Consider the following 12,584-nt stretch of genomic DNA (forward strand, 5'->3'; position numbering starts at 1 on the left):
TCGCTTACGCCTCCGCCGTTCCCGCGGGCGGAGGCAGCAGTTCGCGCTCCGCCCGGTCGGCCAGCTGCTTCAGCGTGACGTCGTCCATCGGGGGATTGTGCAGTCCGAACCGCACATCCCGGTACAGCCGCTGAAGCGGATGAGTCATCGCCAGGCTGTGCGCGCCCGCGATCCGCATCGACTTGTCGACGACGGTAAGGGCCGTCCGCACGGCGAACGTCTTGACGGCGCTCAAGTCTGCGGCGAATGCCTCCGGATTTGCGGGGGCGCTCTCCCAGCGCTGAGCCACCGCGTAGAGGAAATGCCTCGCCGCGGAAAGCTCCAGCTCGATCTCCCCGATCTGCTGCCGGATATGAGGCAGCTCCAGAATCGGGTGGGGAAGCGAGTTCGGCCGGTAAGCCGCCGCGAAAGAGATCGCTTCCCGCCTCGCCTCAAGAGCGATGCCGAGATAGCACGCGGGAATGTGCAGCAAATACGGATGTGCCGCCGGTCCGGGTCTGCTCGGTTCGCTGCGGGTGTGCTTTACCCTCGCCTCCGGCGGTACAAGCACATCCTCCAGCACCAGGTCGTGACTGGCCGTTCCGCGCATACCGACCATATCCCATGTCGGCTCGATGCGGACGCCTTCCGTCGCGACGGGAAAAACAAACTCGCCGTGACTTCCGTCCGGCTCCAGTGACGCCGTCACAATGACGAGGTCAAGGGCGGGAGCCAGCGTCGTAAACGTCTTGCGTCCGTTGAGGAGGTAGCCGCCCTTTGCTTCCGCCGCCGTTGTAGCCGGACGGCCTCCGCGCGACGGGCTCCCCGTCCCTTTTTCCGTGGCCGCACGGTTAATCAGAAGGTTGCGGGAGGCGATGTCTCTGCACAGCGCCTCGTATTTGTCCTGCCAGGCAGGCTGATTCGCCAGTTCCAGAACGATGCCCAGATGCCAGCCGATACCGAGTGCAGTGGCCGCATCTCCCTGGGCCAGCCTTTCCTGCAGAAGGACAAACTCGTACAGGGATGCACCGGCTCCTCCATATTCGGCCGGGACGGTCAACGAAGGATACCCGGCTTCCTTCAACGCGTCGATAGCCCCGTAGGAGAAGCCGTTCTCCTCATCCGCCCTGGCCGCTTCGTCACGCAAAGTGTCGGCCAGCCGGCCGATCCCCGCGAGACGCTCCCGCTCTTCCGCTGTCCGGGCGAAGCTGAACGGAGATGGATTCATCGGCCGTCCCCCCCGCCTGTCTGCATAATCCGCTCCAGCACCCGCTTCTCGAGCCGGGCGAATTCCGGATTCCCCTGATCCCTCGGCCACGGAGCCGGATTATCGGCATCCAGCGCGATCTTCCCGTCCTCGATCAGAAGAATCCGGTCCGCCAGACGGACCGCTTCGCTCACGTCGTGCGTGACGAGCAGGGTCGTGAAGCCGTGCCGCTGCCAGAGCGTACCGATAAGCTGCTGCATCTCCAACCGGGTCAGCGCATCCAGGGCGCTCAGCGGCTCATCCAGCAGCAGCAGCTTCGGCTGGCGGACAAGCGCCCGCGCCAAGGCGACCCGCTGCTTCTGGCCTCCGGACAGGACGCCCGGCCATTCGCCGGCGCGGTCCGTCAGGCCGACCTGCCCGAGTACGTGCAGGGCGCGCGGGCGCCAGTTCCCGCTTAAACCGATGCCGACGTTGTCCAGCACGGTTTTCCACGGGAGTAGGCGGGCCTCCTGGAACATGACCGTGATATCCCGGCCGATGCCGGATACGGGCTTGCCGTCGATCTCGATCCGGCCCTCGGCAGGTTTCTCAAGCCCCGCCAGCAGTCTGAGCAGCGTGCTTTTTCCGCTGCCGCTTCTGCCTGCAACGGCAATAAACTGGCCCGGACGGATCGTCAGATCCAGCTCGTGAAGCACTTTTTTGCCTCCGAACGATTTATGAACGCCCTGCAGCCGGACTGACGCTCCGAACGGGCGCTCTCCGCTTTGCCCGGCGTCATCGCCCAAAACCGCTCTTCTTTTATCACCTGCCAGGGCTTCCGTATATAAAGCCTCTTCGGCCAACTGACTCCACCCGCTCAATTGCGGCACCTCCGTTTACGTTGTTCTAGGCTTTCCGGTAGCTTACATTCCACTTGAGCACGGTATGCTCCAGCCATTTGGCGATCACATCCGCCAGCTTGCCCAGCAGCGCGTACAGCAGAATACTTAAAATGATGATGTCCGCCTGCATAAACTCGCGGGCATTTTATGCCAAATACCCGATTCCTTTATCCGTTGCGATCGTCTCGGCTACGATCAGCGTCAGCCACATAATTCCGAGCCCGTATCGGATCCCCACAAAAACGGAAGGCAGCGCCCCCGGCAAAATAACATGGCGGAAAAGCTGCCAGGAGGTGAGCCCGTAGACGCCCCCCATTTCTAAATACCCCCGATCGATGGATCTTATTCCGTGAAACGTATTTACGTAGACCGGGAAAAGCACGCCGAGAGAAACCAGGAACACCTTCGCTCCTTCGTCGATTCCCATCCATAATATCACAAGGGGTACCAGCGCAAGGTGCGGAATATTTCGGATCATCTGGATCGACGTATCGAACATCCGGTAGGACGTCACAAACAATCCGTTGGCGGCTCCCAGCAGCAGCCCGATTCCCCCGCCGATGACAAAACCCGCTGCCGCGCGCCCCAGACTGACGCCCAGATGATACGTAAACTGGCCCGAGGACAGAAGCTTCCAACCCGATCTCGCCACCTCAAGGGGAGGCGGGAACAACCGCTGGGAAACGGGCCCGTAGACGGCGGCCACATGCCAGCCCGCCAGAATAAGCGCCGGAAGCAGCCAGGGAAGCAGCGCGGCCGCCCATGTATCTCTTCGTCTCGTATCCGCTTGTTGAACGCTTATCGACATTTCGTCATCTCCCTCAAGTTATGATCCGCCGTCATTTTCCGATTGCCCACGCCTGCTCGGTCGGCATCAGCGGAGCTACATGGATCTTGTCCCCGATCAGTCCGATCCGGTGGAACGTATCGGCCAGTTTTTGCTGCGGCTCGATGATTTCCGGCGACAAATTTTCGACGCCGTACGTTCGTCGATTCACGGCCCGTTCGATTGCCTTTTGGTCGATGCCGAGCGCTTCCGTCAGCTGTTTGACGACTTCCGGCTTGTTCGTATTGGCCCATTTGTCGGAGACGTCTATTTCTTCCAGAATCGTTTTGATCAGCCCCGCATTTCCTTTGGCGAACGCTTCATTGGCGTAATAAAAGGTCCGGTTCGGTGAATAACCCGTTCCGTCCGTCAGCGTCACCGGCGACAGATCGTTCTCCACCGAGGCGAAAAAAGGGTCCCAGGAGCCGAGCGCGTCCACCTGCTTCGTTTCGAACAGAGCTCTCCCTTCGGATGCGTCTTTGACGAACACGAATTTGACATCGTCCAGTTTGAGACCGGCCTTTTCCAGCGCCAGAACAGCGAGGTAATGATGATTCCCGCCCTTCGCCACCGCGATCTTCTTGCCTTTCAAATCCGCGACCGTTTTTACCGGCGAACCCGCATGAACGACGATTCCCATGCCTTCGGGATTGGGAAGATCACAGCCCACGTAGACAAACGGTTTGCCTCCGGCCTGCGCGAATACGCCCGAGCCGTCCGCCGCATGCCCGAAATCGATGCTTCCCGCCGTTAACGCCTCCAGAAGAAAATTTCCGCCCGCAAAAACTTTCCATTCCACGGTGATGTTCTTCTCTTTCAGCCGTTTCTCCAGATTGCCGTGTTCTTTCAAAATATTAAGCGTATTCCCTTTCTGGTAGCCGATTCGGACCACCTTGGATTCTCCCGAAACGGCGGATTTTGCCTCATTCGGCGTTGTTGCCGCGGCCCCTTTGTCCCCGCCCGAAGAACATGCGGACAGAACGGCCGCAGCCGTCAGAATGAGGACCGCCAGCCGTCCCTTTGTACGTGCGAAGCGCTTCAGCCACCCGGATATCGTTGTCATTTTCGTCTCTCTCCCCCTTATGTTCTTCCGCTCCTCCAAAAAAAAAGAAGACGCACTTTCCCCTGAAGGGAAAAAAGCGCGTCTCCGTTCGAACGGTAGACTCTTTCGTTTTAATAATTCCGATTGGTTTAGTATGTTATCGGAGTTTCAAGTAGCTTAGCACACGTTTTTTTGAAGTGTCAACGTCTTTTTTATGACTTCATAGATAAGAAAATTCCGATGTATTTAAGATAATTTACAGTGTAACAGTGTTATGTTACAATCTTTTTCAAGAGGTGTTGAGATGACGCAGGAATTGATTTCGAAAAAAGATCTGCTCGAATTGACCGGTATATCCTACGGCCAGCTTTATCGCTGGAAACGAAAAAACCTTATACCGGAAGCGTGGTTTATTCGAAAATCTACCTTCACGGGGCAGGAAACGTTTTTTCCCAAGAGAGAGATTCTCGTCCGCATCGACAACATTTTGCATAAGAAAGACGATTTGTCGCTGGATGAGCTGGCCGATCGCTTCTCTCCCCGTCCTTCCGACCTGAGCATGACAAAAGAAGAACTTATCCTTCATAACATTGTTTCGAAGGTTGCGCTGGACTATTTCGTCCGGCTCAGCGGAGACGCCGAGGTGTGGACATTCGAGCGTATTTTCGCCGTCTATGTTCTTCACACGCTGCTCGAATCCGGGGAAATCAGCTTGGAGGAAGGAAGCGGCCTTATCCAGCTTATGACAGACCAATACCCGGACATGAGCGACGGCGACGGGGAACTCCTTTTTATCCGCAAAATGGGTGTGTCCACCTGTTTTCTAAAGCAGGGCACCGGAGATATCTATCTGGAAAAGGGTGTGAAAGTGGTGGCGCGCCTGCAGCTTTCCTCATCCGTTGAAGCGTTAAAAACAAAAATTTGGCAGGGGGCCTGACCATGGAAGCACAGCCTATTGTAACGAATGATTTGTCGATCTCGGGATCGGGTTCGGCAGACGGCGGACGTTACCGGAACGCGAGAATTAACGGAAACGGCCGGATAGACGGCGATCTGGAATGCCGGAGCTATAAATCGGCGGGGCACAGCCATGTGTACGGGAGCTTGGCCGCCCGGGAAGTGATCATACGCGGAAGCGGCTCCGTATCCGGAAATGTCCGTTCCGAATTGCTGAGTGTCAGCGGAAACGGGGAATTTCGGGGCGACGTGGCTGCCCGGCAAGTCAAAGTGAACGGATCGGCCGGCATCGGCGGCTCCTTGACCGCAGACACGGCGGTCATTCGCGGTTCCGTACAGATCAACGGAGACTGCGAAGCGGAGAAGTTCGAAGCCTACGGCGGTTTTGATGTCGGCGGCCTGCTGAATGCGGGCACGATTGACATTCGCCTGTTCGGACCGTGCCGGGCCCGAGAAATCGGCGGAGAATCTATCCAGGTGAACAAAAACGGTTTCCTGAACTCGCTGGCTTCTCTTTTCGGTTCCAAACGCACCTCCCTGGAAGCCGGAACCATCGAAGGGGACGTCATCTACCTGGAGTATACATCCGCCTCCGTCGTACGCGGCAGAGACGTGAAGATCGGTCCCGGCTGTGAAATCGGCCGTGTGGAGTACACGAACACCCTGTACGTAGATAACCAGTCGACCGTTGCCGAACGGCAGCAGTTATAAAGCGCAAGAACGATCAAGTCCCGTCCGGCTCTCCATGGTAAGCTGATAGCGGAAAGGAAGCGATACTCGGCTATGGTGCAAGCAGTCGTCTATTCGGAAACGGTCAACCGGACCCTTTCTTACATCGAGGCTCATCTTAAGGAGGAACTGAATCTGGAAATTCTCGCCGAGCGGGCGGCATTTTCCATGTATCATTTTCACCGGATCTTCCAAGCTCAGGTAGGCATGCCTCCCGCCGATTATATCCGCAGGCGCCGGCTGTCCAGCGCGGCATGCAGCCTGCTCGGAACCGAGCGGAGAATCCTCGACATCGCGCTTGAATACCGCTTCGATTCCCAGGAATCGTTTACCCGCTCTTTCAAGCGCATGTTCCTCATGACGCCGGGCCAGTACCGTTCCTATTACCGCAAGCTTACGATGCAGAAGGAGAGTGAAGCCGAAATGGCCGAACAGACGGAACAAATGAACGATTTACAAGGAGAACCCCGGGGCTGGATGCTTACCGGCACCCATTCGGGAGATTTCGAGATGGGCATAGACCGTCTGGTGGTCCACCACGGCAAATCGTCCGGCTATCTGCGTTCGCTTACGGAACGGGCCTGCGGCTTCGGAACCATGATGCAGATGTTCAAGGCGGACGCTTACGCGGGACATCGGCTCCGGCTGAGCGGATTCGTCAAAACCGAGCAGGTGAAAGACTGGTGCGGCCTGTGGCTGCGTATAGACGGCAAGGACCACGACGTGCTCGGGTTTGACAACATGAGCGGCAGACCCATCCGCGGAACGACGGACTGGAGCCTTTACAACGTCGTGCTGGATGTGCCCCAAGAGAGTGTGGCCATCGCGTTCGGCGTCCTGCTGAACGGAAGCGGCCGGGTCTGGATCGACAGCCTCCAGTTCGATACCGTCAGTCTCCAGGTGCCTGTGACGAACCTCGAAGAGATTGCCGCGCTCCCCGACGCTCCGGTCAACCTGAACTTTGAGGAGGAGCCAGGCTTGTAGAGCGTGGCAACGAAAAAAGACGATTCCCGGATGGGAATCGTCTTTTTTAACAAGCACCGGCCGGTACGGCACGATAAACGGCACCGTTACTCGGCAAGCGGACATCGGACAGTCGGAATCGGTTACGTGTGCTCCGCCTGCTGCTGATGCTCTTCATGGATTTTATAGAGCGCCTGAACGAGCGGATCGGCCGGATCGCGGTTCAGCAAGTGAAGCGTCATCAGAAACTGGAGCGGAAGGGCAAACGTATTGTTGCCTTCTTTAATGGACGGGAAGCCCACTTCCAGGACTGGACCGGCTTCCGGATGCATCTCCAGATCGACGTAGATCTGTTCTTCCGGAAATTCGCTTCTTACGCTCTCCGCGCAGTGAGGCACGATATATTTGTCCAGCAGCTCTTTCGCTTCTTCTTCGCTTTGAGGAGCGGCCGGAAGCGGACGATTGTCGGAGCTGCGGATCAAGTCCACGAAGAAGGAAGACATCCATAGACCCGGATTCTCCTTATTCTGGAACGTATGCACAAGCTCGTTAAGGAAAAATCCGCAGGAATAGCTGTTATCGTTTTGACGGACCGTGTAGGCGAACAAAGGACCGAAGACGGGGTGCTGGCCTACCTGTCCTTCCACTTCGTAGTCGGAAAACTGCTCTTTCAATACCTGCTCGGCATGCTTGTACCAGGCAAAAATAATTTCGTTCTGCTGCTGTTGCTCCTGCTGTTCTTTGGCTGCCTGTTCTTCGGGAGACAGCTGCTCTTCTTCTGTCGCTTGAGCTTCGATAGGCTGATCGCCGGATTCGTTAGGTGTGGTCATGTATACTCCTCCTTGCCTCCCATCTTATCATGTTCTGGAGATGATGGGAAAGCGCCGTCTTCTTTTGCCGCTTCGGTTAAAAGCGGCCGTTATTTCACATAAAGCCTTCCGCTCTCTTCCCAGATTTCTCCGGGTTCCAGCCCGAACAAGCCGATTTCCTCCGCCGGCAGCGTACTGTTCGGCGCGTTCACGAGATTCACCTGCGGCTCCGGGCAGAAAAACCCTTCCTCCCCGAAGTGGTTCCAGATCATCCACTGCTTGTAGGACGTACCGACATCGTAAACGAGGGTGACGTTGCGCTTCGTGTCGGTCAGCTCCATGCGGTTGCGCCCGTTCCGGGCCGACACCGTATAATGGTTGTCGAGCGGCTCGTAGAAGGGATAAATCCCTACGTCCCGGAGCTGCTCTTCTTCCCGCGTCAAGGGCTGCTGCCTGCCAGTAGGAAGCATGCGGTCGTTCATTTCCCAGCGCTTGCCGATCGTCAGCTTCACCTTGTAATCCTTCGCCGAAGCATCCGGCGCGAAAGGGGCGTTAACCGACGTGTGAAAAGCAAGCAGACAGGGCATCCGTTCCCCGCCTTCGTTGCGGATAAACAGATGCTGGGCCAAGCCGTCCGCGCTGAGCGAATAACGCAGGCGGATCGTAAAGCGGAACGGCAGAAACTTGTACACCTCATGGGCTTCATCCACCCGGACGGACACGCTTACGAAGCTTTCGCTTTCCGTCGTCCCGTATTCGTCGACTTGCCAGGGAATCTTATGTAGAAACCCGTGCAAATGGTTGCCCGTTGCCTCTTCGTTAATCGGAAACCGGAGCACTTTGTCGTTCCACGGGAACTTGCCGTCTTCGTAACGGTTCGGCGGAAAAAGCACGGGAATGCCGTGGATTCCCGGATTCGCCTTGAAGGATTCCAGCTCTTCCTCAGCCGGTTCGTGCAGAAACCGGTAGCCGTTGTCCGTATCCCGAAAAGCGATAAGGTTGCCTCCGTAATCCGGGAGCATGACGGCTTCATAGGCGCCCCATTCCAGCCGGACGGATTTCATACCCTGATAGTTACTCTCATACGCACGGTTATGTGTCATGCTTCTCTCTCCCCTCGTCAGTTCCGGCGCGGCCTTTTACCAGACTAGTATACCATGAAAACTCTTTCATTCCGCTTCCTCAAAATCGAGAATAAGCTCGATAACTTCCGAACGGCTGGCGATCCGTATGGGTGGGCCCCATGTGCCGAAACCGGACGATACGACAATATGCATCTTATCCTTCAGCATGTAGCCCCAATCCAGCTCGAACAATCTTCCCGTGATCCAGTGATTCGGCGCGAACTGCCCGCGATGCGTGTGACCGCACAGAAGCACGTCCGCTCCGGCAGCGGCTGCCTTGTCAAAATGATAGGGCTGGTGGTCCATGAGAAGAATCGGCTTCGACGGATCCAGCCCGGACAGCAGCCGGTCCACTGCCATACGGCCGCCGGTTTCGAACGACTCCGCCGTCTTGTCTTTGCGTCCCGCGATATAAAAAGCGCCCTCTACGGAGACCGTCTCGTCTTGCAGCACGCGGATACCGATCGACTCCATTTGGCGGATGTGCTCTTCGATATGCCCGCCGTAATATTCGTGGTTTCCCAGCACCGCATACACGCCGTATTTCGCCTGAAGCCGCTTCATGACCTCCGACATTCCGTTGCGGATATACGGTTCGATGCTGTCGTCGATAAGGTCGCCGGGAAGCAGAATAAGATCGGGCTTCATCGCGTCGACCGCCTTAACCAGACGGGTCAAGTGCCGTTTTCCTACAATATTACCCAAGTGAATGTCGGATGCAACGGCTACCCGGAGTTGACGTATACGGCCGGCCCGTTTGCCGACCCGCACCCGGTACGTCCGGACGATGGGCGTCCAGGCATTCCAGTATCCTCTGGCAAGCAGGACAATCAGAATCACGAGCACGACGCTTCCCGTACCTCCGAAATATACGGCGGGCGGAAATCCCGCAAGTTTCAAGAGCCAGGCGGCCAAGTCTCCCAGCGGAAGAAGAATCACGGCAAATTCCAGCACGGCGAAATAATAAGATCCGATGACCTTCAGCAGCCTGCCCGGGGGACCCGGAACTACGGGAGAGCGGCCCAGCATGTAAGCGAGAGCCAGTACCGCCAGCAAAGTCCAGTATATTCCGGCCGGCACGGAAATTCCCCAGAAATCGAGAAAGCGTTCGCCATGCCATCCGATGTAAATAGTAAGCCCCGCATAAACGAGCAGGGCCAAAACAAGCAGAACAAGACGCGATTTCACTAGAGTCCGACTCCTTTATTTAACAGGTTAACAGATGAGATGTCCGCATTATACCACGGGGAGACCGCGCGAAACCAATCCGGCCCCATCCCTTGAACATACCCGTAAAAAAGGAGGTTTTCTCCAGCAAATGAGGAAGATTAAGGCCTCGCCTTGGAACGGCCTGGCATTTCGCGCCATAAAAATACACTCTCTAGAATACACCGGTTGACCCCGAAGGTTCCCGTGCGGTTTCTAAAGAGTGTATTCAGCTAAAACTTTAGGCCCGTTCCGTCTAACGGCCGCCCGCCGGCAGCCGAATCCCCCTATTCGCTCAGCAATCCGAGCGCAGTTCTAGAACGGGATTGCCGCCGACCGACCGCCTCCTTACCGGTCCAGCGATTCCGCCAGCCGCGGCAGCAGCTTGCCGTCCGGATCGCCGTTCAGCTCCCAGAACATGGCTCCGCCGAGACCTTTTTCCTTGATAAATTCGGCTCTGTAGCCGACCGATTCCTCGTCCTCGTAGGAGACGAACTGGCCGGTTTGCTTGTTATAGAGGTAAGGAACCTTGGCGCGGTCGTTCCAGTAGCGCTGGAATCCTTCCGGCTTTTCAGTCCAATCCACGACGTCCCCGCCTTTGCAGGCCTGGTAAAGACCGTTGTTTACGGCTTCGCAGCCGCCCCAGGAACGGCCGTAGAACGGAATGCCCAGCACCAGCTTTTTGGCCGGCAAGCCCGCATTCAGGTGCCCGTTCACAGCCGCTTCCGCATAGAAACGGTGGGCGTTCGGATCCGGATCGGCCGGATCGTAGTACAAGGCGGCGTTGTTGTTGCTCGTCGCCTCCCAGCTTCCGTGCAGGTCGTACGTCATGATGTTCACGAAATCAACAGCCTCGGCCACTTTATCGAGCTCCGTATCCCTCACGTAGTTCGGATTCGCGCCCGATGCGATCGTGAGCAAATAATGACGGCCGTCATCGCGTCCGGCGGCTTCCAGCTTTTCACGGATCGTGTGCAGCAGCAGGGTAAAGTTCGTGCGGTCCTCCGGACGGCGCACATTCGTTTCCAAGCCTCCCGTCACCGGATACTCCCAGTCGAGATCGACTCCGTCGAAGCCGTTCTCCCGGATAAAACGGACGGCGCTGTCGGCGAATTTGGTACGCGAAGCCTCCGTAAAAGCCGCGTCCGAGAATCGGCCCGACCAGGTCCAACCGCCGACACTGACCAGCGTCTGCAAATGAGGATTCGCCTGCTTTAATTTCGCAAGCTCTTTGAAATCGCTTAGAAACTTAGCGCAATCTTCTCCTTTGCACGCTCCGGGATAGGCTTCTTCCTGCTCCTTAGGCGAGCTCAGCGCCACCTCCCCGTCCACGATATTGGCGAACGCGTAGTTGATATGCGTCAGCTTGGACGCGTCGATCTCGGAAGCCTTCAATTTTCCCCAGGAGGTGAAATAGCCGACAACTTTATAAGCAGGGCTGATGATCGCCATCCGTCTGGCCTGATCCCACTCCACCAGGCTCCGCGACGCCTCCGATACGAAACGGAGAGGAACGTACAGCGCGTCTCTTTGCTTGGCGGGAGCGGCCTCAAGCTTAACGGCCTGGTTGTTCACTCGCGCTTCCTTGGAGCCCAGCTTCATCTCGATAAAGACGCCGGTCTTGGACAGCGTAAAAGTCCCGTCCTCTTTCAGGGAACTAAGCTTTAGTTGAAGCTGTTTGGCCAGTTCCCCGGCGGATACGGTCAGGGCATCCCCCTGCAGAACAGGCTTCTGCTGCTGTACGGCGACTCGGCTGCCGTAAGCGATACTGATATCCCCGGCAGAGGACGCGCCCATGGCGGGAACGGCTCCCAGCGCTAGCCCCAGCGTTAATGCGGTCAATAAAGAGGGTTTCCATTTTTTCAAGAACATGACCTCCTATGCATGATGGCGGAAGATTCGGAAAGCGTCCCGCTAGGCGGGAGTCATTAAGCGAAATGTGTAAGCCGGTCTCGCAGGAAGAGTCTTACACCAGGAGTCTTATGTCGAAGGACTAAAAAAAGAGGGCTTAAATCCGGAGTCTTAAAATCATCACGTCCGCCTTTTTAGAAAACGCTTCCAAATCTTTCTATGGCAATAAGATAGCACAGGAAACTTCCATCTGTACAAGGAATTTTTAATACGGTTTTCGGCGCTTTTGGAGAATAATTTTACCAATTGATTTCAAAAATTCGAATACTGCCCGGACGGCTCTTTTCATGCCGATTTTTCTCCCACAAAAAATGCAGCCTTCGGCAATCGCTGCCTTGGCTGCATGCTTTGTACCGGCTCCGCTGTTTAACCGTGTCAGACGCGGAAAAGGCCGTACCCGTCCAGCGGAACCACCGGATTCGTGTCGATAACCAGCCCTCCGCCCCGCCCGTTCCAGGCCACATCGGCCAGCCAGCGGGTAAAAGGAGCCACGTTCATCGTCTCCATTTCTTCCAGGCTGTAAAATCCTGCGGCGTCCACCTCGTAATCGTCCGGTACGGGTTCCCCGCTTACGTAATCCATCGCGAAAGCGATATAAATGTTATGAATGCTTTTCGGCATGTCCCGGAACGCCACTACCTTCTTAACAGAAGCCTCGATGCCCGTCTCCTCCAGCACTTCCCGCGCAATCGTCTCGTGAATCAGCTCAAGCTGTTCGATAAAGCCGCCCGGGTTGGTCCATCTTCCCTTGCCCGGCTCCTGTGCCCTGCGGACGAGCAAAAGCTTATCGTCCCGCATCACGAGAGCCCCCACGCCCGCACTGTAGCTGCCCCAGTGGACAAAGCTGCAGGCCGGACAAGCCCGGCGAAGCGTTCCGTCCATATCCCGCGTTTCAAGCGGAGTTCCGCACGTCATGCAATAATTCGCTTCCATACGAGGTCACCTGTTTC

At 56.7% G+C, this 12,584-nt stretch carries 11 protein-coding genes and 1 pseudogene; 3 read left to right on the top strand and 9 right to left on the bottom strand.

All coding sequences use genetic code 11. The features are described 5' to 3' along the window. Positions 1 to 4: 4 nt before the first annotated feature. The 4 genes and pseudogenes from ACI48J_RS18445 to ACI48J_RS18460 form a co-directional block, all read right to left on the bottom strand. A complete protein-coding gene (locus tag ACI48J_RS18445) occupies positions 5 to 1,207 on the bottom strand; it encodes an acyl-CoA dehydrogenase family protein (protein WP_405079630.1) in 1,203 nt (400 codons plus the stop codon). Then, positions 1,204 to 2,046 carry an ATP-binding cassette domain-containing protein gene (locus ACI48J_RS18450; RefSeq protein ID WP_405079631.1) on the bottom strand — a complete coding sequence of 281 codons (843 nt, stop codon included), beginning with the start codon at positions 2,044 to 2,046 and terminating at the stop codon, positions 1,204 to 1,206. The genes ACI48J_RS18445 and ACI48J_RS18450 overlap by 4 nt, the downstream gene beginning before the upstream one ends. A 25-nt stretch (positions 2,047 to 2,071) precedes the next feature. Next, positions 2,072 to 2,875 (bottom strand): annotated as a pseudogene (locus ACI48J_RS18455) (ABC transporter permease subunit). Between the two features lie 31 nt (positions 2,876 to 2,906). After that, complete coding sequence (locus ACI48J_RS18460) at positions 2,907 to 3,956, bottom strand: sulfonate ABC transporter substrate-binding protein (protein ID WP_326056752.1); 1,050 nt, start codon at positions 3,954 to 3,956, stop codon at positions 2,907 to 2,909. 283 nt (positions 3,957 to 4,239) lie between these two features. Between ACI48J_RS18460 and ACI48J_RS18465 the strand changes: the two genes are divergently transcribed. From ACI48J_RS18465 to ACI48J_RS18475, 3 genes are all read left to right on the top strand, one after another. Further along, positions 4,240 to 4,872: a YhbD family protein gene (locus tag ACI48J_RS18465; RefSeq protein WP_405079632.1), complete on the top strand. Its 633-nt coding sequence runs from the start codon at positions 4,240 to 4,242 to the stop codon at positions 4,870 to 4,872. A gap of 2 nt (positions 4,873 to 4,874) precedes the next feature. After that, a complete protein-coding gene (locus ACI48J_RS18470; protein WP_405079634.1) occupies positions 4,875 to 5,603 on the top strand; it encodes a polymer-forming cytoskeletal protein in 729 nt (242 codons plus the stop codon). A 72-nt stretch (positions 5,604 to 5,675) separates the two neighbouring features. Continuing rightward, positions 5,676 to 6,605 carry a helix-turn-helix domain-containing protein gene (locus ACI48J_RS18475; RefSeq protein WP_405079635.1) on the top strand — a complete coding sequence of 310 codons (930 nt, stop codon included), beginning with the start codon at positions 5,676 to 5,678 and terminating at the stop codon, positions 6,603 to 6,605. Between the two features lie 122 nt (positions 6,606 to 6,727). Here the strand turns inward: ACI48J_RS18475 and ACI48J_RS18480 are convergent, their stop codons facing one another. The 5 genes from ACI48J_RS18480 to ACI48J_RS18500 form a co-directional block, all read right to left on the bottom strand. Beyond that, the gene (locus ACI48J_RS18480; RefSeq protein WP_218229709.1) at positions 6,728 to 7,414 is read right to left on the bottom strand and encodes a hypothetical protein; all 687 of its coding nucleotides are present in this window, start codon (positions 7,412 to 7,414) and stop codon (positions 6,728 to 6,730) included. An 89-nt stretch (positions 7,415 to 7,503) separates the two neighbouring features. Continuing rightward, entirely contained in the window at positions 7,504 to 8,496 is a 993-nt protein-coding gene (locus ACI48J_RS18485) for an aldose 1-epimerase (protein WP_405079637.1), read from the bottom strand. A 66-nt stretch (positions 8,497 to 8,562) separates the two neighbouring features. Beyond that, positions 8,563 to 9,705: a metallophosphoesterase gene (locus tag ACI48J_RS18490; protein ID WP_405079639.1), complete on the bottom strand. Its 1,143-nt coding sequence runs from the start codon at positions 9,703 to 9,705 to the stop codon at positions 8,563 to 8,565. A 366-nt stretch (positions 9,706 to 10,071) separates the two neighbouring features. Continuing rightward, entirely contained in the window at positions 10,072 to 11,595 is a 1,524-nt protein-coding gene (locus ACI48J_RS18495; RefSeq protein WP_405079641.1) for a glycosyl hydrolase family 18 protein, read from the bottom strand. A 414-nt stretch (positions 11,596 to 12,009) separates the two neighbouring features. Next, entirely contained in the window at positions 12,010 to 12,567 is a 558-nt protein-coding gene (locus ACI48J_RS18500) for an NUDIX hydrolase (protein ID WP_326056769.1), read from the bottom strand. Between the last annotated feature and the right edge of the window lie 17 nt (positions 12,568 to 12,584).

It is taken from the genome of Paenibacillus chitinolyticus, from assembly GCF_045038035.1.
GTDB lineage: Bacteria > Bacillota > Bacilli > Paenibacillales > NBRC-103111 > Paenibacillus_F > Paenibacillus_F chitinolyticus_A.

Bases quoted from the DNA above. Each gene is read 5' to 3' on its own strand.
- ACI48J_RS18445 (WP_405079630.1), bottom strand. From the start codon at position 1,207: ATGAATCCATCTCCGTTCAGCTTCGCCCGGACAGCGGAAGAGCGGGAG.
- ACI48J_RS18460 (WP_326056752.1), bottom strand. From the start codon at position 3,956: ATGACAACGATATCCGGGTGGCTGAAGCGCTTCGCACGTACAAAGGGA.
- ACI48J_RS18465 (WP_405079632.1), top strand. From the start codon at position 4,240: ATGACGCAGGAATTGATTTCGAAAAAAGATCTGCTCGAATTGACCGGT.
- ACI48J_RS18470 (WP_405079634.1), top strand. From the start codon at position 4,875: ATGGAAGCACAGCCTATTGTAACGAATGATTTGTCGATCTCGGGATCG.
- ACI48J_RS18475 (WP_405079635.1), top strand. From the start codon at position 5,676: ATGGTGCAAGCAGTCGTCTATTCGGAAACGGTCAACCGGACCCTTTCT.
- ACI48J_RS18480 (WP_218229709.1), bottom strand. From the start codon at position 7,414: ATGACCACACCTAACGAATCCGGCGATCAGCCTATCGAAGCTCAAGCG.
- ACI48J_RS18485 (WP_405079637.1), bottom strand. From the start codon at position 8,496: ATGACACATAACCGTGCGTATGAGAGTAACTATCAGGGTATGAAATCC.
- ACI48J_RS18495 (WP_405079641.1), bottom strand. From the start codon at position 11,595: ATGTTCTTGAAAAAATGGAAACCCTCTTTATTGACCGCATTAACGCTG.
- ACI48J_RS18500 (WP_326056769.1), bottom strand. From the start codon at position 12,567: ATGGAAGCGAATTATTGCATGACGTGCGGAACTCCGCTTGAAACGCGG.